Origin of the sequence: Pseudomonas sp. RW409, assembly GCF_003184125.1 — a bacterium.
GTDB classification, from domain to species: domain Bacteria; phylum Pseudomonadota; class Gammaproteobacteria; order Pseudomonadales; family Pseudomonadaceae; genus Aquipseudomonas; species Aquipseudomonas chlororaphis_I.
The window spans coordinates 61,635-88,031 of record NZ_QHHP01000042.1; the positions used below are offsets into that span (position 1 = coordinate 61,635).

Here is a 26,397-nt window from a genome sequence, read left to right on the forward strand (position 1 = left end):
TGTTCAGATTCCTCGCGGGAGATCAGAGATGCAGGATCAGGGTCTTGAGCGGCGGTTGCTGGTCCATGGAGGGGAAGTCGCGACCGGGTGTCAGCACCTGCCATTCGCGTACCGGGCGCCCGGCTTTTTCGGCGCAGCGCAGCACCTGTTCGCGCCAGTCGTCCAGGGTGACTTTCGCCAGGTTGTTGCAGCAGATCAGCACGCCATTGTCGGCGGTAGCCAGCAGGGCCGGCTTGAGCAGGCTCTGATAGTCACGCAGCAGGTCGACGGTGCCGAATGCACTCTTGGCCCAGGCCGGCGGGTCGAGCAGTACCAGGTCGTACTGGCGCTGTTCCAGGCGTGGGTAGCCGGGCAGCTTTTGCCCACGGCGCTGGGTGATAGGCAGGCCGGCCAGTTGCCGGATCGCCGGGAAGTAATCCGATTGCACGAACTGCATGGCCGGCAATTGCGGATTGAGCTGGCCGTTCTCGCGGCCGACCGCCAGGTTGCCCTCGGCGAAGTCCAGGTTGCACACCTCGCGGGCGCCACCTGCCGCGGCACTCAGGCCGACGCCGCAGGTATAGGCGAACAGGTTCAGCACACTCTTGCCGGCGCTGTGGGCCTTGACCCAGCCACGGGCGTTGCGCAGGTCGAGAAACAGCAGCGGGTCCTGGCCGGCATGGCGACCGCGTACCCGATAGTTCAAGCCCCATTCGTGGCCGACCAGGTCTTGCAGCGCCTGTTCTTCGGCGCGGTAAACCGGGTCTTCGCGGTCGATGCGTGAATTGCCCCGGGAGCGGTCGTTGTAGACCAGCAGGGTGTCCAGGCCCAGCTGCTTCTGGACGGTCTCGTGCAATTGCAGCAAGGCCTCGCGTTCCAGCGTCTGGTGAAAACTCTGCACCAGCAGCTGTGGGCCGTAACGGTCGATGGTCAGGCCCCCGGCGCCTTCCTGGCTGCCATGGAACAGCCGATAGCAGTCGGTGCCTTGTTGATGCAGCTCGGCGAGCAGGTCCTGGCGATGATCGAGGGCGGCGCGCAGCGCCTGATTCAAGGAAGACATGCGGGCGCCTTGCGGATGATTGGGCGGGGCAGTTTACCAGCTTCGGCAACCCCCTGTAGGCACGGCCGGTCGAGGAGTGGGGCATGGTTCTGTAGGAGCGAGGCTTGCCCGCGATAAATCGTCAACGATGACGCGTCATGTCTGTAACACTGAGGTGTCATGACGTTTCTTTCGCGGGCAATCGAGCGTCGACCGGCCGCTCCTACAGATGGGCTTAGCGTTCGATGGCCAATGCCACGCCCTGGCCGCCACCGATGCACAAGGTCGCCAGGCCTTTCTTGGCATCGCGCTTGAGCATTTCGTGCAGCAGGGTCACCAGCACCCGGCAGCCCGAGGCGCCGATCGGGTGGCCGAGGGCGATGGCGCCGCCGTTGACGTTGACCTTGCTCGCATCCCAACCCAGTTCCTTGCCCACCGACAGCGACTGGGCGGCGAAGGCTTCGTTGGCTTCGATCAGGTCCAGTTGCTCCAGGGACCAGCCGGCCTTGTCCAGGCAGCGACGGGTGGCCGACACCGGGCCGATGCCCATGATCGCCGGGTCGACGCCGGCGTTGGCGTAGGCGGCGATCTTCGCCAGCACCGGCAGGCCCAGGGCCTTGGCCTTGGCGGCGCTCATCAGGATCACCGCGGCAGCGCCGTCGTTCAGCGACGAGGCGTTGCCGGCGGTGACCGTGCCGTCTTTCTTGAAGGCTGGCTTGAGCTTGCCCAGGGATTCGGCGGTGGTGCCGGCGCGCGGCTGCTCGTCGGTGGCGAAGGCCACAGGGTCGCCCTTGCGCTGGGGAATCAGGATCGGGGTGATCTCATCGACAAAACGCCCGCCCTCGATGGCGGCCACGGCCTTCTGCTGCGAGGCGGCGGCAAAGGCGTCCTGGGCTTCGCGGCTGATGCCGTATTTGTCCACCAGGTTCTCGGCGGTGATGCCCATGTGGTAGTCGTTGAAGGCGTCCCACAGACCGTCGCTGATCATGCTGTCGATCATCTGGCTGTGGCCCATGCGCAGGCCGGTGCGGGCGCCGGGCAACACGTAGTTGGCCAGGCTCATGTTCTCCTGGCCGCCGGCGATGATCACCTCGGCGTCGCCGCAGCGGATCGCCTGGGCGCCCAGGTGCAGGGCCTTGAGGCCGGAGCCGCAGACCTTGTTCAGGGTCAGCGCCGGCACGGCGTGGGGCAGGCCGGCCTTGATCGCGGCCTGGCGTGCGGGGTTCTGCCCGGCGCCGGCGGTGAGCACCTGGCCCATGATCACTTCATCGACCTGGGCGCCGTCCAGGCCGGTCTGGGCCAGCAGCTGGCGGATCACCGCGGCGCCGAGATCGACCGCGGGGATATTGGCCAGCGAACCCTGGAAACTGCCGACCGCGGTGCGGGTGGCGGCAACGATTACGACGTCTTGCATGGCGCGAATCCTCATTGCTATGGGCGGCATCGGTCGGTGGCTATGGACAGGGGACCGATGCGCGAGAACTTGGAAAATCATGGTTGCATAGAAGGTCGCGACGCCGCCAATCGCGAACCGATGGGTCGCGTTCTGTTCGCCCGGTCGGGTATTACAGGCCCATGCGCCGGCGTGCGCGATGTATCGAGCCATTGCGCACCGCCCAGCGCAGCATCGGCGCACTGCGGTTGACGCTGGCGCGGATCAGCTGGCGTTGCAGCAGACCCTGGTTGACGCCCAGCATGTCGCTGGCCCAGTCGGGCAGCAGGTCGATGCCGGCCTGCATCATCAACGAGCCGAATGGCTTGGCCAGGCGGCTTGGGGCAGGTGCCGCCAAGAGCAAACGCAGCACTTCGCGGCTGCGTTCATCGCAAAGCAACTGGGGGCGCATCCCGGCCAGGTAAGCCGCCACGGCCCGGCGCGAGCGCGGCACATCACTGGCGCCAAGACGCTCGGCGATCAGCGCGACTTCCCCGTAGTAACGGTCCTGGTCGGCAGGCGACAGCTGCGGATTGCGATAGCGCAGATGCGCCGCCAGAAAGCTGCTGACCTCGGCCACATGCACCCAGGTCAGCAACTGCGGATCGCTGGCGGCATAGGGCCGGCCGTCTGGCGCGTGGCCGACGATCTGCAGGTGAATGGTGCGCACCTTGTCGATCAGCCATTCGGCATCCTGCCGCGAGCCGAAGGTGGTGCCGGAAATGAACTGTGCGGTACGCCGCAGGCGCCCGATCATGTCTTCCCGGAAATTCGAGTGATCCCAGACCCCGGCCAGGGCCAGCGGGTGCAGGGCCTGCATCAACAAGGCGCTGATGCCGCCGATCAGCATGCTGCTGAAATCGCCATGTACCTGCCAGCAGATAGCGTCCGGACCGAACAGGCCCGGGTCGCCCTTGGGGTTGTCCAGGTCGAGCTGACCCAGTGACAGGCCACCCAGGCTCATCACCTGGGTTTCGATACGACTGCGAATGAATTCCATACCGCTTGGCTGTTCCTTGGTTGAGGCCCGAGGCCTCGCTCAGAGGTTCAGGCGTTTATCGATCAGGCCCTCGACCACGCTCGGGTCGGCCAGGGTCGAGGTATCGCCCAGGCTGTCGAGTTCGTTGCAGGCGATCTTGCGCAGGATACGCCGCATGATCTTGCCCGAGCGGGTTTTCGGCAAGGCCGGCGCCCACTGGATCAACTCCGGCTTGGCGAAACTGCCGATCTCGCGGCTGACCAGGCTCAACAGCTCCTTCTTCAACTCGCCGCTGGGCTCGACGCCGTTCATCGGGGTGACAAAGGCATAGATGCCCTGGCCCTTGAGGTCATGGGGATAACCGACCACCGCGGCCTCGGCGATGCTGTCATGCAGGACCAGGGCGCTCTCGACCTCGGCGGTACCGATGCGATGCCCGGAGACGTTGATCACGTCGTCGATGCGTCCGGTGATCCAGTAATCGCCGTCTTCATCGCGCCGCGCGCCGTCGCCGGTGAAGTAGTAGCCCGGGTAGGGTTTGAAATAGGTCTCGACCATGCGCTGCGGGTCGCCGTAGACACTGCGGATCTGCGCCGGCCAACTGGCCTTGATCGCCAGGATGCCGCTGCCGGCGCCGCTGATTTCCTTGCCGTGCTCGTCCAGCAGCACCGGCTGCACACCGAACATCGGGCGGGTAGCGCAGCCCGGCTTGATGTGGCTGGCGCTGACCAGCGGGCTGAGCATGATGCCGCCGGTTTCGGTCTGCCACCAGGTATCGACAATCGGGCAGCGCTGCTCGCCGACGCTATTGAAATACCACTCCCAGGCTTCCGGGTTGATCGGCTCGCCGACACTGCCCAGCAGGCGCAGGCTGCTGCGCGAGGTGTGCTGCAGCGGCTCGGGGCCTTCGCGCATCAGTGCGCGCAAGGCGGTGGGGGCGGTGTAGAAGATGTTCACCCGGTGCTTGTCGATGACTTCCCAGAAGCGCGAGCTGCTTGGGTAGCTGGGCACGCCCTCGAAGATCAGGCTGGTCGCGCCATTGGCCAGCGGGCCGTAGACGATGTAACTGTGGCCGGTGACCCAGCCGACATCGGCGGTGCACCAGAAGACTTCGCCTTCGCGGTAGTCCAGTACGTATTTGAAGGTCATCGCCGCTTGCAGCAAGTAGCCGCCGGTGGTGTGCAGCACGCCTTTGGGTTTGCCGGTGCTGCCGGAGGTGTAGAGGATGAACAGCGGGTCTTCGGCGTCCATCGGTTGCGGCGGGCAGTCGTCTTCGACGCCGCGCAGGGCCTGGTGATACCAGAGGTCGCGGCCTTCGACCCAGTTCACCGGGTTCTGGGTGCGCTCGACCACCACCACCGTGCTGACGTTCGGGCAGCTTTGCAGGGCCTTGTCGACGTTGTTTTTCAAGGGCACGAACTTGCCGCCGCGTACCCCTTCGTCAGCGGTGATCACAGTGCGGCAGTCGGCATCGAGAATGCGGTCACGCAGCGCGTCCGGAGAGAATCCGCCAAAGACCACCGAGTGCACTGCGCCGATACGGGTGCAGGCGAGCATGGCGTAGGCCGCCTCGGGAATCATCGGCATGTAGATGCAGACCCGGTCGCCTTTTTTCACGCCGCGGCTTTTCAGGACGTTGGCCAGGCGGCAGACGTAGTGATGGAGTTTTTTGTAGGTGATTTGCAGCGACTCGGCGGGGTCGTCGCCTTCCCAGATGATCGCCACCTGATCGCCGCGTTTTTCCAGGTGGCGGTCGATGCAGTTGTAGCTGACGTTCAACTGGCCGCCGGCGAACCAGCTGGCGGCGCCGGTTTTCAGGTCATAGCGCTGCACGGTTTGCCAGGGGGCGCTCCAGTCGAGAAAGCGGGTGGCCTGTTCGGCCCAGAAGGTGCTGGGGTGCTCGATGGATTCGCGGTACAGCCGCTGGTAGTCGTCCTGACTCAATTGCGCAGCCCGGCGGACGGCATCGGCTTGGGGGAACATGCTGATATCGAACATGACGGTTCCTTATTCTTGTTTTAGCGACAAGTAATAAAGATGCGCCTTGATCGGAAGGGGTTCAAGGGGAGGGCGGTCTTGGGCGACCGATCGCAAATCGGCCCGCCGCTACGCAATGGATGGGGTTTGCGTAGCAGCGGGCCGGTTCGCGAAGGGGGATTTCAGCGGGCTATCAGCCGCGGTGGCGACCGCGGAAGTAGTTGATCAGGCCCTGGGTCGAAGCATCCTCGGCCGGGGTTTCTTCGCTGCCGACCAGGCGGTTGTAGACGCCCTTGCCCAGCTCTTTGCCCAGCTCCACGCCCCATTGGTCGAAGGCGTTGATGCCCCAGATCACGCTCTGCACGAAAACCTTGTGTTCGTACATCGCCACCAGCGCGCCCAGGCGGCGCGGGCTGATGCGCTCGACCACCAGGGTGTTGCTCGGACGGTTGCCCGGGATCACCTTGTGCGGTGCCAGCTTCTGGACTTCGGCCTCGCTCATGCCTTTTTCACGCAGCTCGGCCTCGGCTTCGGCGCGGGTCTTGCCGAGCATCAGCGCCTGGCTTTGCGACAGGCAGTTGGCGTACAGCCACTGGTGATGGTCGGCGACCGGGTTGAAGCTGACGATCGGCACGATGAAGTCGGCCGGGATCAGCTGGGTGCCCTGGTGCAACAGTTGGTGATACGCGTGCTGACCGTTGCAGCCCACGCCACCCCAGATCACCGGACCGGTGTCGGTGGAAACCGGCGTGCCGTCCTGGCGCACGCTCTTGCCGTTGGATTCCATGTCCAGCTGCTGCAAGTGCTTGGTGATGTTGCGCAGGTAGTGGTCGTACGGCAGGATCGCGTGGCTTTGCGCGCCCCAGAAATTGCCGTACCACACGCCCAGCAGGGCCAGGAGGACCGGCATGTTCTGCTCGAACGGCGCGGTCTGGAAGTGCTGGTCCATGGTGTAGGCGCCGGACAGCAGTTCCTTGAAGTTGGACATGCCGATGGCCAGGGCGATCGGCAGGCCGATGGCCGACCACAGCGAATAACGACCGCCGACCCAGTCCCACATCGGGAAGATGTTCTCTTCGCGGATGCCGAAGGCCACGGCGGCGGCGTTGTTGCTCGATACCGCGATGAAGTGGCGATACAGCTCGGCCTCGGAGCCGCCCTGAGCCAGGTACCAGGCGCGTGCGGCCTGGGCGTTCTTCAGGGTTTCCAGGGTGTTGAAGGATTTCGACGAGACGATGAACAGCGTGGTTTCGGCGCGGATCTTCGACGACAGTTCGTGGAATTCGCTGCCGTCGATATTGGCCAGGTAATGGCAACGCACGCCTTTCTGGGCGTAGGACAACAGGGCTTCGGACACCAGCTCGGGGCCGAGGAACGAACCGCCGATGCCGATGTTGACCACGTCGGTGATCGGCTTCTCGGTGTAGCCGCGCCACAGGCCGTCATGGATGCGCCCGACCAGTTCGGTGATCTGGTTCAGCACCTTGTGCACTTCCGGCATCACGTTGACGCCGTTGACCGACAGCTTGTCGCCCACTGGACGGCGCAGGGCGGTGTGCAGGGCCGGACGGCCTTCGGAAGAGTTGACCAGCTCACCGGCGAACAGCGCCTTGATCGCATCCTGCAGACCGGCTTCATTGGCCAGGCCCACCAGCAGGTTGCGGGTTTCGGGGGTGATCAGGTTCTTCGAGTAATCGAGAAAAAGCCCACAGCCGCTGAGGCTGAATTGATGAAAGCGCTGCGGGTCGGCATTGAAGGCCTCGCGCATGCTGAAATCCTGCATGGCTTGGCGGTGGTCATTCAACGCTTGCCAGGCGGGCAGAGCGGTAACGTCGTGAGGAGTGCGGTAGTACGCCATCGCTGCGGTTTTCCTTTTACTTGAACTGCCTGTTGGACACTGAAAAGCCCGGAACGTCCTGCTTGAAGAATAACGTTCGGTCAAACCTGCGCTGACACGATTAAGCACGCAGGGCGATTACAGTAACTCTCGCGTGCTGATCTGTCTTGGCTTTGTCTGACCTGCGGCCGGTACTTTTTTATACCGGCGCCTCAGAGCCGCGCAACGAGCAGGATTTCAGGGGTGAGAATGACTGGGGCTCAGGCGACCTGAACCGGAATGGCATGGCTGGTGTGGCTCAGCTCGTTGCCCGGCGCCATATAGAGCATGCGCGGCTTGAAGTTGAGCAGTTCGGCTTCGCTGTAGTGAGCGTAAGCGCAGATGATCACCCGGTCGCCAACCTTGGCCTTGTGCGCGGCGGCGCCGTTGACCGAGATCATGCGCGAGCCTTCCTCGCCACGAATGGCGTAGGTGGTGAAGCGTTCGCCATTGTCGACGTTGTAGATCTGGATCTGTTCGTACTCACGGATACCGGACAAGTCCAGCCATTCGCCGTCGATGGCGCAGGAGCCTTCGTAGTCGAGCACAGCGTGGGTGACTTCGGCGCGATGCAGCTTGGCCTTGAGCATGATGGCGTGCATGAGTGGTTCTCTCGGTCGGATCCTTGAACAGGGCCCGCAGCATCGCTGCAGGCCCCGGGCGGCGGCAGTTTGCCCGAAGGTCGGGCTTCGGGCAATCGGCCTTTGGGACCTAGGCGTCGAGGTCCAGATGCAGGTTGTCGATCAGGCGGGTAGCGCCCAGATAGGCCGCCGCCAGAATCACCAGGTCGCGGTCTTGCGCGGTGGCCGGGCGCAGGGTCCGGGCGTGGCGGATTTCCAGGTAATCCGGGCGGAAGCCGGCGGCTTCGAGCACTTGTTTCTGTTCGTCCAGCAGCTTTGGATAGTCCCGCTCACCCTGGCTGATGGCCTGGGCGATCTGGGTCAGGCCACGATAGATCGCCGGGGCGATGGCACGTTGTTCTTCGCTCAGGTAGCCGTTGCGCGACGACAGCGCGAGGCCGTCGGCGGCGCGCACGGTGGGCTCGCCGATGATCTGGATCGGCATGTTCAGGTCATGCACCAGGGCACGGATCACCGCCAGTTGCTGGAAGTCCTTCTGGCCGAAGACCGCAAGGTCCGGCTGCACCATGTTGAACAGCTTGCTGACCACCGTGGCCACCCCTTCGAAATGCCCGGGACGGCTGGCGCCGCACAGGCCTTCGGAGAGTTGCGGCACGCTGACCCGGGTCTGGCCGTCCATGCCGTCGGGGTACATCTCTTCGACGCTAGGGGCGAACAGCAGATGGCAACCGGCTTGCAGGAGCTTTTCCTGGTCGGCGGCCAGGGTTCGCGGGTACTTGTCGAGGTCTTCGCCGGCGCCGAATTGCAGCGGGTTGACGAAGATGCTCGCCACCACGAAATCCACTCGCTGGGCCGCCTTGGTCACCAGGGCGGCATGACCGCTGTGCAGGTTGCCCATGGTTGGCACGAAGCCGATGCGCTTGCCCTCGCTGCGGGCACGGGCCACGGCGGCACGCAGTTCACGTACGGTTTTTACAGTATTCATGCAGAAAACCCGTGTTCGGCGCCTGGGAAGGTCACGGCCTTGACCTCACTGACATAGGCGCTCAGGGCGGCCTGGATGCTTTCCTGGCCGGCCATGAAGTTCTTCACGAACTTCGGTGCGCGACCGCTCAGGGACAGGCCCAGCATGTCGTGCAGAACCAGCACCTGACCGTCGGTGGCGCTGCCGGCACCGATGCCGATTACCGGAATATTCACCGCCTGGGTGATTTCCGCCGCCAGTTCGCTCGGCACGCATTCGAGCAGCAGCATCGCCGCGCCGGCCGCTTCCAGGGCGATGGCGTCGGCACGCATCTGCCGGGCCTGGTTTTCGTTACGTCCCTGAACCTTGTAGCCGCCGAGGATGTTCACCGATTGCGGGGTCAGGCCCATGTGGGCGCAGACCGGGATACCGCGCTCGGCCAGCAGGCGGATGGATTCGGCCAGCCACAACGCGCCTTCGACCTTGATCATGTGCGCACCGGCCTGCATCAACTGGGCGCTGTTGTTCAGGGCCTGTTCGGTGGTGGCGTAGGCCATGAACGGCAGGTCGGCGAGGATCAGGGCGCCACTGTTGCCGCGTTTGACTGCGGCGACGTGGTAGGCCATCTCGTCGGTAGTGACTGGCAGTGTGCTGTCGTGCCCTTGCAAGACCATGCCGAGGGAGTCGCCCACCAGCAGTACTTCAACGCCGGCCTGGCAACAGGTGTGGGCGAAGGTCGCGTCATAGCAGGTCAGCATGGTGATTTTCTCACCTTTCTGCTTGAGGCCTTGCAGGGTGGTCAGGGTGATGTCTGGCATGAAAAAGGGTCCTCATTCAGGCGCTCTGGAAACTGCTGCGAGTAACGCGCGTGATTCTTATCTATACAGGCGCACGGTCTGTTGTCGTGCTTATAAGGCCTGGATTGCGCCCTGTAACGCCGTGTTGGCGGCAACGGGACGCCTATAGTCGTGAGGAGAACTCGGGAAGTCAATTGCATGTGTTACCGCATTGTTACGGCGTGAGTGTTACCGCCGTAACTGATGCGTTTCAGCAGTCAGGCCAGACGTTCCAGGCCGACAAATGGGCAGGCGGCGAGCAGATCGTGCAGGTGACGACCGTCGGCCAGTTGCAGGTCGGCGGGGGCCAGTTCGGCCAGGGGATAGAGGACAAAGGCCCGGGCCTGCATGTGGTAATGCGGGACCTTGAGCCGCGGTTCGTCGATCAGGCGATCGCCGAACAGCAGGATGTCCAGGTCCAGGGTGCGCGGCCCCCAGCGCTCGAGGCGCTCGCGGCCCTGGCCGTTTTCGATGGCTTGCAGCGCGTCCAGCAGTTCGAGAGGCGCGAGGCTGCTGTCCAGGGCGGCCACGGCGTTGGTGTAGCGCGGTTGGCCGGGCAGCAGGGAGTCGCTTTGATAGAAGGCCGAGACGCCTGCCAGTTGGCTGTGTGGCAACTGCGCCAGCGCGTCGATCGCACTGCGCAATTGCTCTGCCGGGGCAGCCAGGTTGCTGCCCATGCCAATGTAGATGCGTTCCATCGGGTTATTCGCCGGAAGCGCTCGGTGCGCCGGCGGTGGCGCGCTTGCGTTTGGCGCCACTGCTGCGACGACGCTTGCGCGGACCTGTGCCGGCTTCGTCCTTGCCGCTCAGATCGCGAATCATGTCGCGGCGACCGGCATCGTTGGCGTCCTGATAGTCGGTCCACCATTCGCCCAGGCCATCGGTCTGCTCGCCAGCGCTTTCGCGCAGCAGCAGGAAGTCATAACCGGCGCGGAACCGCGGGTTGTCCAGCAACTGGTCGGCGCGCTTGCCGCTGCGACGTGGCAGGCGTTCCTGCATGTCCCAGATTTCGCGGATCGGCATGGTGAAGCGTTTTGGAATGGCGATGCGCTGGCACTGTTCGCTGATCAATTCGTGAGCGGCTTCCTGCATCGCCGGAATCGGCGGCATGCCGCGTTCCTGGAGGCGCAGCACGCGAGCCGGCAGGGCAGGCCACAGCAGCGCGGCGAACAGGAAAGCCGGGGTGACCGGCTTGTTCTGCTTGATGCGCAGGTCGGTATTGATCAGGGCTTCGCTGATCAGGGTATGGGTGTAGGTCGGGTTGTACTCCAGTGCCTCGGCGCTGGCCGGGAACAGCGGATCGAACAGTTGCAGGTCGACCAGCATCTCGAAGGTGTCGGCGGCATGACCGGACAGGAACAGCTTGAGCACTTCCTCGAACAGCCGTGCCGAAGGGATTTCCCGCAGCATGGGCGCCAGGTCGCGGATCGGCGTGGCGGTGTGTTTCTCGATGCCGAAATCCAGCTTGGCGGCGAAGCGCACGGCCCGCAGCATGCGTACCGGATCTTCCTGGTAGCGCTGGCGCGGATCGCCGATCAGGCGGACCAGGTGATTGCGGATGTCGTGTACGCCGTTGGCGTAGTCGAGGATGCGCTCGCTGACCGGATCGTAATACAGAGCATTGATGGTGAAGTCGCGGCGCTGGGCGTCCTCTTCGAGGGTGCCGTACACGTTGTCGCGCAGGATGCGCCCGCTTTCGTTGCGCGAGGACTGGTTGCTGTCTTCCTCTTCATCGTTTTGCGGGTGATTGGCGCGGAAGGTCGCGACCTCGATGATTTCGCGGCCGAAGTGGATATGCACCAGCTTGAACCGACGACCGATGATCCGGGCGTTACGGAATTCGGCCCGCACCTGTTCCGGCGTGGCGCTGGTGGCGACGTCGAAATCCTTGGGGGTGATATTGAGCAGCATGTCGCGCACGCAACCGCCGACCAGGTAGGCCTGGTAGCCGGCGTTCTGCAGGCGTTCGACGATGTTCACCGCATAACGGCTGAACTGGGCGCGTTGCAGCGAGTGTTGGCTGCTGTTGAGCACTTCAGGCGTGCTGCGTTTGTGTTGCGTACGACGCAAGGGAGAACGGAATGACTGGAACAACTTCTTCAGCATGGGATGCACTGTTTGAAGGAATGTTCGGCCATAACGAAGAATGACCGCATGATGGGCGGGGATTCTAGCATTTAGTCGGGGGATGGTGTAGGAAGCTGCGGCGAGTCGTGCGCGGCGCTTTGGGACGCGGGTTGGCGGGGCTTTTCGCCAGTAAAATCGCAATCGCGGAAACCACAAGGGGAGCCGAAGCTCCCCCAGAAGTGTTTGCGTGCTCTATTTTTATTATTGGTTTCGGGCTTCTTGTTTTTGTTTAACGCCCTTGTCACCTGGTTAACCCAGAGTGACCCTCCCAATCGGGAGCCAAGAGCAAACGGATTGCTTTGGTCGCTGTGTTGCAATGATCAGTGATCCAACCAGTTCAGGCTCTGCCTTAGGGCAGTTTTTGTTGTTCTCGGCCTGGTTGTGGGGCAAGCCCCAATGACAACGCCTCTCCAAAAGAATCAGTTAGCTGCGCCTCCGCCGTGTTGTTTTTATTGTGCGTGAGTCGATTCGTCTTATTTTTATTGTCTTATGCATTGCTTGTTATTGTTCTTGTACCAAACATATAGCAGGTGCCGTGCCAACTTTTGCGAGGCCCAGTAAAACAAGGGGTTAGGCGCGGTTATGAGGTTTCTCCAGGCGAAAAAAAGCCGGGGCTTCGTTACCGTAAGCCCCGGCTTTTGTTACGTGAAATGACTGAGGTAACAGTTTTTTCACAAGATCGCGTGTTACCCGCAACCCGTTACCGCCGGACTTCAGCTTTCGCTGGCGACCCCGGTCTTGCGCCGTGGGATGCCCAGGCGCTGGCGACGTTCCCACAGGCATTTGCGGCTGACGCCCAGTTTGCGGGCCAGTTCGGTCTCGGTCATGTGGTCCTGGTGCTCGAGAACGAAATGCTGGAAGTAGTCTTCCAGCGACAGGTCTTCGGTCGGCTCATGGCTGCTGTTGTTGGCGTTGGCGGCCTGGGGCGCCAGGCCGATGAATTCGTCGTCCTCCAGGTCGCTCAGTTCAATATCGATACCCAGCAGCTCCGCGGAGATTTCCGGGCTTTCGCACAGGATGACCGAGCGCTCGACGGCGTTTTCCAGTTCGCGAACGTTACCTGGCCAAGAGTAGTGGCGAATGGCTTGCTCGGCGTCCGGGGCGAACTTCAGGTCCGTGCGGCCCACACGCGCGCTCTGGCGGGCGAGGAAGGCATTGGCGATTTCGTTGACGTCGGCGCCGCGTTCGCGCAGGGCTGGCAGTTTCAGGGCGATCACGTGCAGGCGGTAATACAGGTCTTCACGGAACTGGCCGATCTTGGCCAGGCTCTTGAGGTCGCGGTGGGTCGCGGCGATCAGGCGCACATCGACCTTCTGCGACTGCACCGAGCCGACCCGGCGGATCTCGCCTTCCTGCAGCACGCGCAACAGGCGGGCCTGGGCTTCGAGTGGCAATTCGCCGATTTCGTCGAGGAACAAGGTGCCGCCGTCCGCCGCTTCCACCAGGCCGGCGCGCCCGGCGCTGGCACCGGTGAAGGCGCCTTTTTCGTGACCGAACAGCTCGGACTCGATCAGGGTTTCCGGAATGGCCGCGCAGTTCACCGAAATCATCGGCGCCTTGGCGCGCTTGGACAGGTTGTGCAGGGCGCGGGCCACCAGTTCCTTGCCGGTCCCGGATTCACCCTGGATCAGTACATTGGAGTCTGTCGGGGCGACCTTGCGGATCTTGCTGTACAGGTCCTGCATCGGTGGGCAGGAGCCGATGATGCCGATTTCGCCGTTGCTGGCGTTGGCACCGGCCTTGTCCGCGCCGTTGCCCGACTTGGCGGCCGGACGCTCGTTGGGGCTGCTCTGCGCGGTCTGGCGGTCGCGCAGGATGCGCGCCACGGCCTGGAGCATTTCGTCGTGATCGAAAGGCTTGGCGATGTAGTCCACCGCGCCCATCTTCATCGAATCGACCGCCGAGCGCAGGCTGGCGTAGCTGGTCATGATCAGCACCGGGGTGCCCTGGCCGAGCTTGATCAGTTCGGTGCCGGGGGCGCCTGGCAGGCGCAGGTCGCTGACGATCAGGTCGAACGTGGGAATGCTGAAACGCTCTTGTGCTTCCTGCACGGAACCGGCTTCGCTGACCTGGTACTGGTTGCGTTCCAGCAGGCGGCGCAAGGCGGAGCGGATAATTGTTTCGTCTTCGACGATCAAAATGTGCGGCATTGATTCGATTCTCTCGACGGTCTCAGTTCACAGCGGACGTCGCTTCGACATGACGCGGTAAAGTCACCCGGATACGGGTGCCGCGTTGGCTTTCGGTGTCAGCCGGGCTGTCGATGGTGATTTGTCCATAATGCTCTTCAACGATGGAATAGACCAGTGCAAGGCCCAGTCCGGTACCCTCGCCAGGATCCTTGGTGGTGAAGAAGGGTTCGAACAGTCGATCCATGATGCTCGACGGGATACCGCTGCCTTCGTCTTCGACGATCAGGTCGATCGTGTGTTCGCCGGCCTCGCTCTTGACCCGTACCGCGCTGCCCGCCGGTGAGGCGTCGCGGGCATTGGATAGCAGGTTGATCAGTACCTGGGCGAGCCGCTGCGGGTCGCCGTCGACCCAGTGGTCCGGATCGCACAGGTTAAAGAACTGCACCTCGAAATTGCGTCGATTCAGCGCCAGCAGACCAATGGCATCCTGCGCCACCTCGGCCAGGCACACGGCTTCGTCGTTGTGCTGGTGGCTGCCGGCGTGGGCGAAGCTCATCAGCGACTGGACGATGCGTGACACGCGTTTGGTCTGTTCGAGGATCTGGCCGCTGATTTCGGTGAGTTCGCCGTCTTCTTCGCGCTCTTCGCGCAGGTTCTGCGCCAGGCAGGCGATACCGGTGATCGGGTTGCCGATTTCGTGGGCCACGCCGGCGGCCAGGCGGCCGATGCTGGCCAGCCGCTCGGAATGCACCAGCTTGTCTTCGAGCATCTGGGTTTCGGTCAGGTCTTCCACCAGCAGCACCAGGCCGCTGTTGCCCGGGGCCAGGGGTTCGTCGATGGCGGCCTTGTGCAGGTTCAGCCAGCGGGTCTGGCCGTCGAGGGCCAGGTGCTGTTTATGCAGATGTTCATCGGGGACGTTGATGAAACCTTGCAGCAGCTCCCTCCAGGGATCGGCGATGGTGCTCAGGCGCGAACCGACCACATGCTGCGCCGGAATGCTGGTCAGCTCTTCCATGGCCTTGTTCCACATGAGGATTTCCTGGTCCTTGGCCAGGGAACAGACGCCCATCGGCAGTTCCTGCAAGGTCTGGCGGTGGTAGCGGCGCAAGGCATCGAGCTCGGCGGCCAGGCCGGTCAGGCGCGAGTGGTAGTCCTCGAGCCGGCTTTCGATGAAGTGAATGTCTTCGGTCACGTAGTTTTCGCCGCCGGCCTTGTAGGGCAGGAAGGTTTCCACCATGTCCTGGGCCACGCTGGGGCCCATCAGGCCGGACAGGTTGGCTTCGATGCGGTCGCGCAAACGGCGCAGGGCATAGGGGCGGCGCTCGTCGAAGGGCAGGTACAGGTCGCGCAGCGCCTGCTCGACTTCCTTCTGCGCGGCCTTGGCGCCCAGGGGCTTGGCCAGTTGGGTGGCGAACTCCTGGGGCGAGGCGGCATGCAGTTCGCGACGTTGCGGCCGGCGCACGTTGTCCACCGCACAGGCTTCGGCGGCGCTGGCTTCTTCGGAACTGGCGTTGGTGAACAGCGAAATCAGGGTGAACATCAGGACGTTGGCGGCCAGCGAGGCGATGGCCGCCATGTGCCAGCTGGTATCGTCCAGCACGTAGATCATGTTCAGCAGCGGTATATAGAAGCCCTGCAGGTTGCCGATCAGCGGCAGCAGCATGGTCACCAGCCATACCAGCGTCCCGGCCATCAGCCCGGCGATGAAGCCGCGCCGGTTGGCGGTCGGCCAGTACAGCACCGAGAGCACGCCGGGAAGGAACTGCAGGGTCGCGACAAAGGCCACGATGCCGAGGTTGGCCAGGTCCTGCTCGGCCCCCAGCAGCAGGTAGAAGGCATAGCCAGCCATGATGATGGCCACGATCAGCGCGCGGCGGGTCCATTTCAGCCAGCGGTAGATGTTGCCTTCGGCTGGTGGCTGATACAGCGGCAGCACCAGATGGTTGAGGGCCATCCCCGACAGCGCCAGGGTGGTGACGATGATCAGGCCGCTGGCGGCGGAAAGCCCACCAATGTAGGCCATCAAGGCCAATGCCGGTTTGTTGGCGGCGATACCAATGCCGAGGGTGAAGTACTCGGGGTTGGTGGTGGCGCCCAGTTTCAGGCCGGCCCAGAGGATCAGCGGCACCGCCAGGCTCATCAGCAACAGGAACAGCGGCAAGCCCCAGCTGGCACTGACCAGCGAGCGCGGGTTGAGGTTCTCGGTGAAGGTCATGTGGTACATGTGCGGCATCACGATCGCCGAGGCGAAGAACACCAGCAGCAGGGTGCGCCACGGCCCTTCCTGCAGCGGTGTATGCAGGGCGGCGAGGGCGGTTTGGTTCTGCAGCAGCCAGAGTTCCAGCTGTTGTGGCCCATCGAACACGCCGTACAGGGCATAGAGGCCGACACCGCCGATGGCGATCAGCTTGATCACCGATTCGAAGGCGATGGCGAACACCAGGCCTTCGTGTTTTTCCCGGGTGGCAATGTGCCGGGAGCCGAAGAAGATGGTGAACAGAGTGATCAGCGCACAGAAGCTCAGGGCAACCCGGTGCTGCACCGGTTCGCGGGTGAGGATGCCGATGGAGTCCGCGACCGCCTGGATCTGCAAGGCCAGCAGGGGCAATACGCCGACCAGCATGATCACCGTGGTCAGCGCACCGGCCCAGGTGCTGCGAAAACGGAAGGCGAACAGGTCGGCCAGCGACGACAGTTGATAGGTGCGGGTGATTTTCAGGATCGGGTAAAGCAGCACCGGCGCCAGCAGGAAGGCGCCGGAAACCCCGAGATAGCTGGAAAGAAAACCGTAGCCGTACTGATAGGCCAGGCCAACCGTGCCGTAAAAGGCCCAGGCGCTGGCGTAGACCCCCAGAGACAGGGTGTAGGTCAGCGGGTGGCGGATGATCGAGCGCGGGATCATGCCGCGTTCGCTGATCCAGGCCACCCCGAACAGCACCAGCAGGTACGCGGCGCTGATCAGGATCATCTGGGTCAGGCTAAAGCTCATCGGCATCTTTTTGGCTCTGCAGGATGAAGGTCACGACGATCAGGATCAGCCAGAGCAGATACGGGCGATACCAGGCGCCCGTAGCATCGATCCACCAATCCATGATGGCGGGGGAGAACAGATAGATCCCCACTACCAGCAGCAGGACCAAGCGATAGATGTACATCTCGGCCTCTCTTTATTGTGTGCGTGCCCGAAAACGTGCGGCGATGGTAACGGATGGGCGCCAACCTGCAAGGGGCGTCAGCGTATTTGCGCTTCGGGCACACTCAGTGTGCGTGGGATCAGTAAAGCATCCCAGTGTTCGATGCCCCAGCTCAGCACTTCCCGAGGGCTGGCATGGACCATTTCGCTGTCGGTTTTCTGCCCCAGGGCGCGCAAGGCGCGCAGCAGCAGTGGTGTGGCCTGGTCCTCGGCCAGCGGCGGGGAGCGGTAGGATTTGCCCAGTTTATGCCCATCCGGCTGGGTGATCAGCGGCACATGCAGGTAACGCGGCTGCGGCAGGCCGAGCAGTTCCTGCAGGTACAGCTGGCGGGGGGTGGAGTCCAGCAGGTCGGCGCCGCGCACGATATCGGTCACCCCTTGCCAGGCGTCGTCGAGCACCACCGCCAGTTGATAGGCGTAGAGGCCGTCGCGGCGGCGGATCACGAAGTCGCCGACATCTCGCCCCAGGTGCTGGCGGAATTCGCCCTGGACCCGGTCGGTGAAGCGATATTCCAGCTCCGGCACGCGCAAACGGATGGCGGCATCTTCCTGGCTGTGTCCGGCATTGCGGCACAGGCCCGGATAAATGCCGTGGTAGGGCTCCAGTTGCTTGCGCGAGCAGGTGCAGGCGTAAGCCAGGCCCTGGTTGAACAGGCGGTCGAGGACTTCGGCGTAGGCCGCGTGCCGCTCGCTCTGGCGGACCATTTCGCCGTCCCACTCGAAGCCGTAGCTTTCCAGGGCCTTGAGAATGGCTGCCTGGGCGCCGGGCTCTTCCCGAGGCGGATCGAGGTCTTCCATGCGCAACAGCCAGCGGCCGCCAGCGGCGCGGGCATCGAGGTAGGAGGCCAGGGCGGCGACCAGCGAGCCGAAATGCAGGTGCCCGCTGGGGGTTGGGGCAAAGCGCCCGATGTAGGAAGAGGCGTGAGAGGCGGTCATGGAGAGGATGTTACTTCGTTCGGTCCCAAGGTGACGATGGCATCTGGAGGATCGCCATCGCGAGCAAGCTCGTTCCTACAGGGGGGAGGCGGCAGAAACAAAAACGGAGCGTTCGCACGCTCCGTTTTTCATTCAAGCTGGCGATTACTTGCCGACTTGTTTTTCCTTGATTTCCGCCAGGGTCTTGCAGTCGACACACATGTCGGCGGTAGGGCGGGCTTCCAGGCGGCGAATACCGATCTCGACGCCGCAGGATTCGCACCAGCCGTATTCTTCGTCTTCGATCAGTTGCAGCGTCTTGTCGATCTTCTTGATCAGCTTGCGCTCACGGTCGCGGGCGCGCAGTTCCAGGCTGAATTCTTCTTCCTGGCTGGCACGGTCGGCCGGATCTGGGAAGTTGGCTGCTTCGTCTTTCATGTGATCAACAGTGCGGTCGACTTCCTGCATCAAGTCCTGTTTCCACTTGTTCAGGATCTTGGTGAAGTGCTCGCGCATGGGCTTGCCCATGTACTCTTCGCCCGCGGTTTCAACATAGGGCTCGAAGCCGCTGATCGATTGATTCTGTTGCTTTGCTTGGGTGGGCATGAAATGGACCGCCTCTACTCATGTAATCCATTGCGCAGGATTGCTCCATCACCGACACATGCCGGCCCTGCGACTGCAAGCGGGCGAACTTACCAGATCAAATCGGACGGCGCTACTCCCGGTTGTCGAGCCCGCGTCCCACGGCGCTTGCAAAGGTCGATGCCGTCTGGCCTGGTCAGTTCGGGGGCCTGGTCAATTAATGATTTTAGCCAAGCCTGGGCCTTGCGTTCGTCTTCTTTATTGGGGGGATGGCGGGTGCTCGAAGGCTTTGGGCTCTCCCTTGTCCCCGGGGTTGGGTAGAATCGTTTTTTTGCTCACTTCAATGAAGGAAGGCTAATGGCTCAGCCCTACAGTGCGCGCAGCCGCGCTATCGAACCTTTCCACGTGATGGCCCTGCTGGCCCGCGCCAATGAGCTGCAAGCGGCCGGGCACGATGTGATTCACCTGGAAATCGGTGAACCGGACTTCACCACGGCTGAGCCGATCATCAAGGCCGGGCAGGCCGCGCTGGAGGCGGGCAAGACTCGCTACACCGCCGCCCGCGGGATTCCCGAGCTGCGCACGGCCATCTCCGGCTTCTATCGGCAGCGCTACGGGCTGGACATCGACCCCGAGCGCATCATGATCACGCCCGGTGGCTCCGGTGCGTTGTTGCTGGCCAGCAGCCTGCTGGTCGACCCCGGCAAGCACTGGCTGCTGGCGGACCCGGGCTACCCCTGCAACCGGCACTTCCTGCGCCTGGTGGAAGGTGCGGCGCAGTTGGTGCCGGTCGGACCGGACGTGCGTTATCAACTGACGCCGGATCTGCTGGAGCGTTACTGGGATCAGGACAGCGTCGGCGCCCTGGTGGCATCGCCAGCCAACCCGACCGGCACCTTGCTCACCCGCGACGAGCTGGCAGGGCTGTCGGCCGCGGTGAAGGCGCGTAATGGCCATCTGGTGGTGGACGAGATCTACCACGGCCTGACCTACGGCTGCGATGCCGCCAGCGTGCTGGAAGTCGATGACGGCGCCTTTGTCCTGAATAGCTTTTCCAAATATTTCGGCATGACCGGCTGGCGCCTGGGTTGGCTGGTGGCGCCGCAGGCGGCGGTCGGCGAGTTGGAGAAACTGGCGCAGAACCTCTATATCAGTGCCCCGAGTATGGCCCAGTACGCCGCTCTGGCCTGCTTCGAGCCAGGCACCATCAGTATCCTGGAAGAGCGTCGCAACGAGTTTCAGCGGCGTCGCGACTTCCTCCTGCCAGCCCTGCGCGAGCTGGGTTTTGGCATCGCCGTGGAGCCGGAAGGGGCGTTCTACCTGTATGCCGATATCAGCGCCTTCGGCGGCGATGCCTTTGCCTTCTGCCGGCACTTTCTTGAAACCGAACACATTGCCTTTACCCCGGGGCTGGATTTCGGTCGCCATCAGGCCGGGCACCACGTCCGGTTCGCCTACACCCAGAGCCTGCCGCGCCTGCAGGAAGCGGTGGAGCGGATTGCCCGTGGCCTGCGGAGCTGGCAAGGCTGATGCGTTTTCATCCTCCCCTCGAAGAAGGTCGCCTGGTGCGTCGTTACAAGCGCTTTCTCGCCGATATCGAGACCATTGGCGGCGAGTTGCTGACCATTCACTGCCCCAACACCGGTTCCATGTTCAATTGCATGGTCGAGGGCGGGCAGGTCTGGTTCAGCCGTTCCAATGACCCCAAGCGCAAATTGCCCGGGACCTGGGAAATCAGCGAGACGCCCCAGGGCCGGCTGGCTTGCGTCAACACGGCGCGGGCCAACACGCTGGTGGAAGAAGCCTTGCGCGCCGGGGTGATCACTGAGTTGAACGGTTTTACCGCGCTCAAGCGGGAAGTGTCCTACGGCCAGGAAAACAGCCGTATCGACTTTCGCCTGGACTATTTGGACGTCCCGGCGTTTGTCGAGGTCAAAAGCGTCACCCTGGGCTTCGACGGCTCCGCGGTCGCGGCGTTTCCGGATGCGGTGACCCAGCGTGGCGCCAAGCATTTGCGGGAGTTGGCCTGCCTGGCGCGTGACGGTATCCGGGCGGTGCAGTTGTATTGCGTCAACCTGTCGGGTGTCGAGGCGGTGCGGCCGGCCGAAGAGATCGACCCCGGTTATGCCGCGGCGCTGCGTGAGGCGGTAGCGTCCGGGGTCGAGGTACTGGCCTATGGGGTACGCTTGACTGCCGAGGAAGTGTGTATCGACCGTCGTCTGGACGTATTGCTCAACGGCTAGATCTGAACCCAGATGCCCTGGCTGTCTTCCCGACAGGGGATGGCCGTCAGGGACTGCCCGGCACAAGGGCCGGCCACGCATTCGCCGTTTTCGATCAGAAACAGCGCGCCGTGGGTGGCGCACTGAATCAGGCTGGCGCTGGGATCGAGGAACTGATCGGGCTGCCACTCCAGGGCGACCCCGCGATGGGGGCAGCGGTTGGTGTAGACGTAGACCTTTCGATCGCGGCGCACCGCGAAAAGTGGCTGGCCTTCGAGGTTGAAACCTCGGCTGGAAGCCTCCGGCAGATCGCCGGGGGGGCAAAGAAACTTCATGTCTATCCTCGGTAACCGACGGCTCTGGGCTCAGGCTGTCACAGTTTTCCTGCGGGCGCTTGATGAAACATGTCTGTGCTTGACGGTCAAATGCAAACAATTATCAAATGGCCGCTTCGCCTGTGGGGCGCTTGCTTATTTCGATGCCTGGGTTGCAGGGCATGTCACATGCACGGCGGCTTCCGTGGGCCCACTCTCTGAAGGAATACCTTTATGCGTTCGAGTGCCCGCGCAATCGCGCTCTGTGTCGGACTTCTGGCCAGCCATGCCGCTGTGGCGGCCGAGTTGCCACAACGCTGGGTGAGCGCCGGTGGCGCCTTGTCCGAATGGGTGAGCGCGCTGGGCGCCGAGTCGAAGCTGGTGGGCGTGGACACCACCAGCCAGCATCCCGAATCCCTGAAGAAGCTGCCGAGCATCGGTTATCAGCGCCAGCTGTCGGCGGAAGGCATTCTCAGCCTGCGTCCGCAGATTCTGCTGGGCACCGAAGAGATGGGGCCACCACCGGTGCTCTCGCAGGTGCGCAGCGCCGGGGTGCAGGTCGAGCTGTTCTCGGCCCAGGCCGACCTGCCGACCCTACAGGGCAATCTGCAGCATCTGGGCAAGTTGCTGGGCAGCGAAGACAAGGCGACGCAACTGTTTGAGCAATATAAGCAGCAACTGGATCAGCAGCAGGCCTGGGTCAGCCAGGCCCGGAAAAAGCAGGCGCCGCCGGGTGTGCTGCTGTTGCTCGGGCATGCGGGTGGCAAACCTCTGATTGCCGGCAAGGACACCGCTGCCGACTGGCTATTGCAGCAGGCGGGTGGACGCAATCTTGCCACCCACATGGGGTACAAACCCTTTTCCACGGAGTCGTTGGCCGAACTCAACCCCGAGGTGCTGGTGTTTGCCGATCGCAGCCTGAGCGGTGAGGCGGCCCGCGCCGCGCTGTTCAAGGAAAACCCGATTCTCGCCTCCAGCGGTGCGGCGAAGGCCGGCCGGGTCTTCGAGATTGATCCGACCTTGCTGGTGGGAGGCCTGGGGCCACGCTTGCCACAGAACCTGAAAAGGCTGTCAGCCGATTTCTACCCAGCCGCGCCGGGCCAGGCCAGCACCGCCCAATGACCCCTTTGCTTAAACCCCGTGCGTTGTTCATTGGCCTGAGCCTGCTGTGCCTGTTGGCGATCTGGTTGTCCCTGGCGCTCGGGCCGGTCAGCCTGCCGCTGTTCGATACCCTGCGTGCCGCCCTGCGTTTGCTGGGCTTGCCCATTGAGGGGCAGGGGCTGGAGCAGGCCGAACTGATCCTCGGGCAGATTCGCTTGCCTCGCACCTTGCTGGGGTTGGCGGTAGGGGGCGTCCTGGCGCTGTCCGGCGTGGCGATGCAAGGGCTGTTTCGCAATCCCTTGGCCGACCCGGGGCTGGTAGGCGTCTCGAGTGGCGCGGCGCTGGGCGCGGCCTTTGCCATCGTCGGTGGCTCGCTGCTGGGCGGCGTGCCGGAAGCGATCGGTCCTTACCTGCTGTCGTTCTGCGCCTTTCTCGGTGGTCTGGTGGTGGCGTGGCTGGTCTACCGCCTGGGGCGGCGCAACGGCCAGACCCATGTGGCGACCATGCTGTTGGCCGGGATTGCGTTGACGGCGCTGGCCAGCTCGGCGGTGGGCCTGTTCACCTACCTGGCCGACGATGCGACCTTGCGTACCCTGACGTTCTGGAACCTGGGCAGTCTCAACGGCGCCAGTTATTCGAGATTGTGGCCACTGCTGCTGGTCAGCGCGGCTGTGGCACTGTGGCTGCCACGCCGGGCCAAGGCCTTGAATGCCTTGCTGCTGGGCGAGTCCGAGGCCGGTCACCTGGGGATCGATGTCGAACGGCTGAAGCGAGAACTGGTGTTCTGTACTGCGCTGGGGGTCGGTGCGGCTGTCGCCGCTGCCGGGCTGATCGGCTTTGTCGGGCTGGTGGTACCCCATCTGGTGCGCCTGCTGGCGGGGCCTGACCACCGGACCTTGTTGCCAGCGTCGATACTGGCCGGCGCCAGCCTGCTGTTGCTGGCCGATCTGGTGGCGCGCCTGGCGCTGGCGCCTGCGGAGTTGCCCATCGGCATCGTGACCGCCTTTATCGGTGCGCCCTTCTTTTTGTTTCTGTTGTTGCGAGGGCGTGCCTGATGCTGCGAGCGGAAAATCTGGCGGTGCGCCGTGGCAGGAAAACCGTGCTGGAGGGGATCGACCTTGAACTCAAGCCCGGTGAAGTGCTGGGAGTGCTGGGCCCCAATGGCGCAGGTAAAAGCACCTTGCTGGCGGCCTTGTGTGGCGAGTTGAAACCCGATCACGGCCAGGTCTGGCTGGATCAGTGCGAACTCTGCAGATGGGACGGCGGGCAAAAGGCGCAAAGGCTGGCGGTACTGCCGCAAAGTTCGACACTCGAGTTCGCTTTCCGGGTCGAGGAGGTCGTCGGCCTGGGACGCCTGCCTTATCAAAGCGGCCGGGCACGGGATGACGAGATCGTCATGCAAGCCCTGCAAGCGGCGGATGCCGGGCATCTGCACGGTCGCAGCTATGTGGCCTTGTCGGGCGGCGAACGTCAGCGCGTGCACCTGGCCCGGGTGTTGGCGCAGCTATGGCCGGGCGCGGCCGGCCAGACCCTGTTGCTCGATGAGCCGACCTCGGCCCTCGACCCTTTGCATCAACATGTCACCTTGCAGGCCATCCGCGAGTTTGCCGATCGTGGGGTCGCGGTCCTGGTGATCCTGCATGATCTGAACCTCGCCGCGCGATATTGTGATCGCCTGTTGCTGCTCGAAGGCGGGCGGCCCCACTCGCTGGACAGTCCGGCGCAGGTGCTGCGGCCCGAACCGCTCAAGGCCGTGTTTGGGCTGGAGGTGTTGGTGCAGGCGCATCCCGAGCGCGGCCACCCTTTGATCATCGCCCGCTGAGGCGATTCGCGGAGACGCCAGATGCGTGTGCTATTGATCCTGAGTGTGTTGCTGCTGGGCGCCTGCCAGGGCGTGCCGGTCATGCCTGAACTTCCGGTCCAGGCTGATAGCGCGGCGATTCTGGACCTGCGCAGTGGAAAGGCCCTGACCCCGGAGGAGCTGGTCATTCGTCTGTCCCGGGCATCTCGGGTGATTGTCGGCGAACAGCATGGCCACCCCGAACATCACGCCTTGCAGCTATGGCTGTTGCAGGCGATGGCGACCCAGCGCGCGCAAGGCAGCCTGCTATTGGAAATGCTCACGCCGGACCAGCAACCGCGGGTCGATTCACTCCGTCAACACCGGGCGACGCAGGGGCTGCCTGATGACCTGCCTGGCGCGCTGGCCTGGTCGCCGGGTTGGGCCTGGGCATTGTACGGACCTATCGTGCGTTATGCGTTATTCCAGCCTTATCCATTGCTGGCCGCCAATCTGGACAGCTCCGAAGTTCGCACTATCTATCGCCAGGCACCGGCCTTGAGTGGTGAACACTCGAATGCCGCGTCGGTGCGTAACGAGTTGTTGCAGCAAGTCCGAGACTCCCATTGTGGCCTGCTCCCTGAAAGCCAGATGCCGGCGATGCTGGCGGTTCAGCAGCAGCGTGACCGACGCATGGCCGAGCGCTTGCTGGCGGCACCGACGCCGGCGCTGCTTTTTGCCGGGGCCTTTCATGCGCGCAAGGATGTCGGGGTGCCGGTTCACCTGCAGGACCTTGGCGCCTCGAACGGCGCCGTGGTGCTGATGCTGGCGCAGAAGGGCGCGCAGGTATCGCCGCAAAGCGCGGATTATGTGTGGTACAGCGCGCGGCTGCCGGAGAAGGATTACTGCGCCGAGATGCGCCAGTAGGCGGATGGCTTTTTTCAGGCCAAAAAAAGACCCGGCAAGAGCCGGGTCAAATAACCGTGATTAGCCTGATGAGGAGATAATCTGAGAGTCCGAACCACTGGTCTTCCAGGTTATCGACTGATCTCGCGATCAGTTGTGATAATCATAACGATTCTCATTTCCAAGTCAACAAGGTTTTTCCTGTTTCTGCGAATTCCGCCAAACGCTCGTTTGGATTGCCCGTAAGTACGGGGCTTTAAAGGTTGGCGCTCATGCTGTGCAAGCGGCTGACTTCCTTGTTCAACAGGTCGATTCGCCGCGCCATGCTTTCGATCAGGCTATGGGCGATACGTGGATTGCTCTGAGTCAGGCTGAGAAACTGGCTCTTGGGGATCAGCATCAGGGTGCATGGCTCGCTGGCAATCACGCTGGCGTTGCGTTTCTCCCCGGTGAAAATGGCCATCGCACCAAAGATCTCGTCCTTGGGCACGTCTCCGACCTTGTGTCCGTCGACAAAGGCTTCGGCGTGCCCTTCGATAATGACGAACACATGATCGGCGTCATCGCCCTGGCGGATCAGCACCTCGCCCTTGGCCACGCGTTGAAAACCGTTGCTGTTGCGCAACTCGGGCTGCTTGAGGCGGGCAACGGCATCGGACAGCAGGGCGGTTTGTCCGATCAGGTACTGCAGAAACAGTTCGGAACGCTGTTCGTCGGCATACAGATGCTGGAACACCGCGGAACGCTGATAGGGGATCAGGCTCAACGGCTGCTCGCTGCTGAGTTGCCAGCGCGGCAACTCGGCTCCTCGACGTAGCCCGAGTAGATCGCCTTCATGCAGATAAAACAGTGGGCGCTCATCGATACTGGCTTGTACCTGGCCGCTTTCGAGCAGGAACAGCTGGCTGTCGGCAAGGCTGCTGGAGAGGTCCTTGGAAGGGGCCACTTCCATTACGTCGCCGGACGGCAGCAGGCCTTCCAGCAGGCGCGGCGGGATGCTTTGCAGCCGATTGATCAAGGCGTCGGCGTAAGCCGGTTGTTCCCCCAGTAGATACATGAAAAGCCTGCCAGGTCAGTTCTTGTGGCGTGAAGAAATGGCGTCCAGCTGTTTATTGAGTGCTTCCTTGCGTTCTGCCGGAATGTCATTCCAGTGCACATCCATCAGGGCGCCTTCGATGGCGTACAACAGCACCTTCGAGGCTCGAAAACCTCGGGTCCGCACGGCTCGATAGGCGTCCACCGCCCCCAGGCGGCGCAAGTCCGAAGCGCTATGGATGCCCACCGCATGCAGCCATTGTGCCGACGTCTTGCCAAGGTTCTTAAGGTGTTGCAATTCATCATTCATCAAGCCTCCTTGCGACGGCCGAATGGTGCGTGGGCAAGTCTCAAAGGAGTGTAGCGCTCAGTAGGAAAAGCGCTGTTCTTTGGTCGGCTTTGGCGCAAAAGCTTCTAAGGCGAC

24 protein-coding genes are annotated in these 26,397 nt (G+C 63.1%); 6 read left to right on the top strand and 18 right to left on the bottom strand.

Features of this window, described 5'->3' with window-relative positions:
• Positions 1 to 22 precede the first annotated feature (22 nt).
• From DK261_RS27340 to dksA, 15 genes are all read right to left on the bottom strand, one after another.
• Positions 23 to 1,039 (bottom strand): class I SAM-dependent rRNA methyltransferase, encoded by a 1,017-nt coding sequence (locus tag DK261_RS27340; protein ID WP_016703669.1) that lies wholly within the window; start codon positions 1,037 to 1,039, stop codon positions 23 to 25.
• A gap of 214 nt (positions 1,040 to 1,253) precedes the next feature.
• Positions 1,254 to 2,432: an acetyl-CoA C-acetyltransferase gene (locus tag DK261_RS27345; RefSeq protein ID WP_110176206.1), complete on the bottom strand. Its 1,179-nt coding sequence runs from the start codon at positions 2,430 to 2,432 to the stop codon at positions 1,254 to 1,256.
• A 151-nt stretch (positions 2,433 to 2,583) separates the two neighbouring features.
• Positions 2,584 to 3,450 carry an oxygenase MpaB family protein gene (locus DK261_RS27350; RefSeq protein WP_009050902.1) on the bottom strand — a complete coding sequence of 289 codons (867 nt, stop codon included), beginning with the start codon at positions 3,448 to 3,450 and terminating at the stop codon, positions 2,584 to 2,586.
• Between the two features lie 39 nt (positions 3,451 to 3,489).
• A complete protein-coding gene (acs, locus tag DK261_RS27355) occupies positions 3,490 to 5,427 on the bottom strand; it encodes an acetate--CoA ligase (RefSeq protein WP_053269947.1) in 1,938 nt (645 codons plus the stop codon).
• 172 nt (positions 5,428 to 5,599) lie between these two features.
• Positions 5,600 to 7,264: a glucose-6-phosphate isomerase gene (gene pgi, locus DK261_RS27360; protein ID WP_009050900.1), complete on the bottom strand. Its 1,665-nt coding sequence runs from the start codon at positions 7,262 to 7,264 to the stop codon at positions 5,600 to 5,602.
• 239 nt (positions 7,265 to 7,503) lie between these two features.
• The gene (gene panD / locus DK261_RS27365; RefSeq protein ID WP_007924662.1) at positions 7,504 to 7,884 is read right to left on the bottom strand and encodes an aspartate 1-decarboxylase; all 381 of its coding nucleotides are present in this window, start codon (positions 7,882 to 7,884) and stop codon (positions 7,504 to 7,506) included.
• Between the two features lie 109 nt (positions 7,885 to 7,993).
• The gene (gene panC / locus DK261_RS27370) at positions 7,994 to 8,848 is read right to left on the bottom strand and encodes a pantoate--beta-alanine ligase (RefSeq protein WP_110177029.1); all 855 of its coding nucleotides are present in this window, start codon (positions 8,846 to 8,848) and stop codon (positions 7,994 to 7,996) included.
• Positions 8,845 to 9,645, bottom strand: a complete 801-nt coding sequence (gene panB, locus DK261_RS27375) for a 3-methyl-2-oxobutanoate hydroxymethyltransferase (RefSeq protein WP_016703666.1) — start codon at positions 9,643 to 9,645, stop codon at positions 8,845 to 8,847. Before panB ends, panC begins: the two co-directional genes overlap by 4 nt.
• Positions 9,646 to 9,881: 236 nt before the next feature.
• Entirely contained in the window at positions 9,882 to 10,361 is a 480-nt protein-coding gene (gene folK, locus DK261_RS27380; protein WP_016703665.1) for a 2-amino-4-hydroxy-6-hydroxymethyldihydropteridine diphosphokinase, read from the bottom strand.
• A gap of 4 nt (positions 10,362 to 10,365) precedes the next feature.
• Positions 10,366 to 11,769 carry a polynucleotide adenylyltransferase PcnB gene (locus DK261_RS27385; protein ID WP_009050896.1) on the bottom strand — a complete coding sequence of 468 codons (1,404 nt, stop codon included), beginning with the start codon at positions 11,767 to 11,769 and terminating at the stop codon, positions 10,366 to 10,368.
• A 734-nt stretch (positions 11,770 to 12,503) separates the two neighbouring features.
• Positions 12,504 to 13,940: a sigma-54 dependent transcriptional regulator gene (locus DK261_RS27395; protein ID WP_009050895.1), complete on the bottom strand. Its 1,437-nt coding sequence runs from the start codon at positions 13,938 to 13,940 to the stop codon at positions 12,504 to 12,506.
• 22 nt (positions 13,941 to 13,962) lie between these two features.
• Entirely contained in the window at positions 13,963 to 16,917 is a 2,955-nt protein-coding gene (locus DK261_RS27400; RefSeq protein WP_009050894.1) for a sensor histidine kinase, read from the bottom strand.
• Positions 16,901 to 17,077 carry a hypothetical protein gene (locus DK261_RS27405; RefSeq protein ID WP_003176118.1) on the bottom strand — a complete coding sequence of 59 codons (177 nt, stop codon included), beginning with the start codon at positions 17,075 to 17,077 and terminating at the stop codon, positions 16,901 to 16,903. The genes DK261_RS27400 and DK261_RS27405 overlap by 17 nt, the downstream gene beginning before the upstream one ends.
• Before the next feature lie 77 nt (positions 17,078 to 17,154).
• Entirely contained in the window at positions 17,155 to 18,051 is an 897-nt protein-coding gene (gene gluQRS / locus DK261_RS27410) for a tRNA glutamyl-Q(34) synthetase GluQRS (protein ID WP_009050893.1), read from the bottom strand.
• Positions 18,052 to 18,195: 144 nt separating this feature from the next.
• Positions 18,196 to 18,636, bottom strand: a complete 441-nt coding sequence (gene dksA, locus DK261_RS27415) for an RNA polymerase-binding protein DksA (protein WP_007924645.1) — start codon at positions 18,634 to 18,636, stop codon at positions 18,196 to 18,198.
• A gap of 336 nt (positions 18,637 to 18,972) precedes the next feature.
• Here dksA and DK261_RS27420 point away from each other — a divergent pair, with 336 nt between their 5' ends.
• Both DK261_RS27420 and sfsA read left to right on the top strand, forming a co-directional pair.
• Positions 18,973 to 20,145 carry a pyridoxal phosphate-dependent aminotransferase gene (locus DK261_RS27420; RefSeq protein ID WP_009050892.1) on the top strand — a complete coding sequence of 391 codons (1,173 nt, stop codon included), beginning with the start codon at positions 18,973 to 18,975 and terminating at the stop codon, positions 20,143 to 20,145.
• Complete coding sequence (gene sfsA / locus DK261_RS27425; RefSeq protein ID WP_009050891.1) at positions 20,145 to 20,858, top strand: DNA/RNA nuclease SfsA; 714 nt, start codon at positions 20,145 to 20,147, stop codon at positions 20,856 to 20,858. Before DK261_RS27420 ends, sfsA begins: the two co-directional genes overlap by 1 nt.
• Here sfsA and DK261_RS27430 read toward each other — a convergent pair.
• Positions 20,855 to 21,172, bottom strand: coding sequence for a Rieske (2Fe-2S) protein (locus DK261_RS27430; protein ID WP_009050890.1), 318 nt, complete (start codon positions 21,170 to 21,172; stop codon positions 20,855 to 20,857). The two genes, sfsA and DK261_RS27430, sit on opposite strands and share 4 nt — an antisense overlap.
• A gap of 213 nt (positions 21,173 to 21,385) precedes the next feature.
• Here DK261_RS27430 and DK261_RS27435 point away from each other — a divergent pair, with 213 nt between their 5' ends.
• The 4 genes from DK261_RS27435 to DK261_RS27450 are packed head-to-tail and all read left to right on the top strand — an operon-like array spanning position 21,386 to position 24,959.
• Positions 21,386 to 22,273 carry a hemin ABC transporter substrate-binding protein gene (locus tag DK261_RS27435; protein WP_110177031.1) on the top strand — a complete coding sequence of 296 codons (888 nt, stop codon included), beginning with the start codon at positions 21,386 to 21,388 and terminating at the stop codon, positions 22,271 to 22,273.
• Between the two features lie 50 nt (positions 22,274 to 22,323).
• Positions 22,324 to 23,307, top strand: a complete 984-nt coding sequence (locus DK261_RS27440; protein WP_164485215.1) for an iron ABC transporter permease — start codon at positions 22,324 to 22,326, stop codon at positions 23,305 to 23,307.
• Positions 23,307 to 24,074 carry a heme ABC transporter ATP-binding protein gene (locus DK261_RS27445; RefSeq protein WP_016703660.1) on the top strand — a complete coding sequence of 256 codons (768 nt, stop codon included), beginning with the start codon at positions 23,307 to 23,309 and terminating at the stop codon, positions 24,072 to 24,074. The genes DK261_RS27440 and DK261_RS27445 overlap by 1 nt, the downstream gene beginning before the upstream one ends.
• A gap of 21 nt (positions 24,075 to 24,095) precedes the next feature.
• A complete protein-coding gene (locus DK261_RS27450) occupies positions 24,096 to 24,959 on the top strand; it encodes a ChaN family lipoprotein (RefSeq protein ID WP_110177033.1) in 864 nt (287 codons plus the stop codon).
• Positions 24,960 to 25,194: 235 nt separating this feature from the next.
• On the opposite strand, the gene DK261_RS27455 is transcribed toward DK261_RS27450, so the two are convergent.
• Entirely contained in the window at positions 25,195 to 25,995 is an 801-nt protein-coding gene (locus DK261_RS27455; protein ID WP_009050885.1) for a Crp/Fnr family transcriptional regulator, read from the bottom strand.
• Positions 25,996 to 26,010: 15 nt separating this feature from the next.
• Complete coding sequence (locus tag DK261_RS27460; RefSeq protein ID WP_009050884.1) at positions 26,011 to 26,283, bottom strand: TfoX/Sxy family protein; 273 nt, start codon at positions 26,281 to 26,283, stop codon at positions 26,011 to 26,013.
• Between the last annotated feature and the right edge of the window lie 114 nt (positions 26,284 to 26,397).

What these genes read in the sequence shown, in the direction of transcription:
- DK261_RS27395 (WP_009050895.1), bottom strand. Translation starts at nt 13,940, where the DNA reads ATGCCGCACATTTTGATCGTCGAAGACGAAACAATTATCCGCTCCGCC.
- DK261_RS27405 (WP_003176118.1), bottom strand. Translation starts at nt 17,077, where the DNA reads ATGTACATCTATCGCTTGGTCCTGCTGCTGGTAGTGGGGATCTATCTG.
- DK261_RS27450 (WP_110177033.1), top strand. Translation starts at nt 24,096, where the DNA reads ATGCGTGTGCTATTGATCCTGAGTGTGTTGCTGCTGGGCGCCTGCCAG.
- panD (WP_007924662.1), bottom strand. Translation starts at nt 7,884, where the DNA reads ATGCACGCCATCATGCTCAAGGCCAAGCTGCATCGCGCCGAAGTCACC.
- DK261_RS27455 (WP_009050885.1), bottom strand. Translation starts at nt 25,995, where the DNA reads ATGTATCTACTGGGGGAACAACCGGCTTACGCCGACGCCTTGATCAAT.
- DK261_RS27460 (WP_009050884.1), bottom strand. Translation starts at nt 26,283, where the DNA reads ATGAATGATGAATTGCAACACCTTAAGAACCTTGGCAAGACGTCGGCA.
- pgi (WP_009050900.1), bottom strand. Translation starts at nt 7,264, where the DNA reads ATGGCGTACTACCGCACTCCTCACGACGTTACCGCTCTGCCCGCCTGG.
- panB (WP_016703666.1), bottom strand. Translation starts at nt 9,645, where the DNA reads ATGCCAGACATCACCCTGACCACCCTGCAAGGCCTCAAGCAGAAAGGT.
- dksA (WP_007924645.1), bottom strand. Translation starts at nt 18,636, where the DNA reads ATGCCCACCCAAGCAAAGCAACAGAATCAATCGATCAGCGGCTTCGAG.
- DK261_RS27400 (WP_009050894.1), bottom strand. Translation starts at nt 16,917, where the DNA reads ATGCCGATGAGCTTTAGCCTGACCCAGATGATCCTGATCAGCGCCGCG.
- DK261_RS27340 (WP_016703669.1), bottom strand. Translation starts at nt 1,039, where the DNA reads ATGTCTTCCTTGAATCAGGCGCTGCGCGCCGCCCTCGATCATCGCCAG.
- DK261_RS27420 (WP_009050892.1), top strand. Translation starts at nt 18,973, where the DNA reads ATGGCTCAGCCCTACAGTGCGCGCAGCCGCGCTATCGAACCTTTCCAC.
- DK261_RS27435 (WP_110177031.1), top strand. Translation starts at nt 21,386, where the DNA reads ATGCGTTCGAGTGCCCGCGCAATCGCGCTCTGTGTCGGACTTCTGGCC.
- folK (WP_016703665.1), bottom strand. Translation starts at nt 10,361, where the DNA reads ATGGAACGCATCTACATTGGCATGGGCAGCAACCTGGCTGCCCCGGCA.
- DK261_RS27385 (WP_009050896.1), bottom strand. Translation starts at nt 11,769, where the DNA reads ATGCTGAAGAAGTTGTTCCAGTCATTCCGTTCTCCCTTGCGTCGTACG.
- DK261_RS27430 (WP_009050890.1), bottom strand. Translation starts at nt 21,172, where the DNA reads ATGAAGTTTCTTTGCCCCCCCGGCGATCTGCCGGAGGCTTCCAGCCGA.
- sfsA (WP_009050891.1), top strand. Translation starts at nt 20,145, where the DNA reads ATGCGTTTTCATCCTCCCCTCGAAGAAGGTCGCCTGGTGCGTCGTTAC.
- panC (WP_110177029.1), bottom strand. Translation starts at nt 8,848, where the DNA reads ATGAATACTGTAAAAACCGTACGTGAACTGCGTGCCGCCGTGGCCCGT.
- DK261_RS27345 (WP_110176206.1), bottom strand. Translation starts at nt 2,432, where the DNA reads ATGCAAGACGTCGTAATCGTTGCCGCCACCCGCACCGCGGTCGGCAGT.
- DK261_RS27350 (WP_009050902.1), bottom strand. Translation starts at nt 3,450, where the DNA reads ATGGAATTCATTCGCAGTCGTATCGAAACCCAGGTGATGAGCCTGGGT.
- acs (WP_053269947.1), bottom strand. Translation starts at nt 5,427, where the DNA reads ATGTTCGATATCAGCATGTTCCCCCAAGCCGATGCCGTCCGCCGGGCT.
- DK261_RS27445 (WP_016703660.1), top strand. Translation starts at nt 23,307, where the DNA reads ATGCTGCGAGCGGAAAATCTGGCGGTGCGCCGTGGCAGGAAAACCGTG.
- gluQRS (WP_009050893.1), bottom strand. Translation starts at nt 18,051, where the DNA reads ATGACCGCCTCTCACGCCTCTTCCTACATCGGGCGCTTTGCCCCAACC.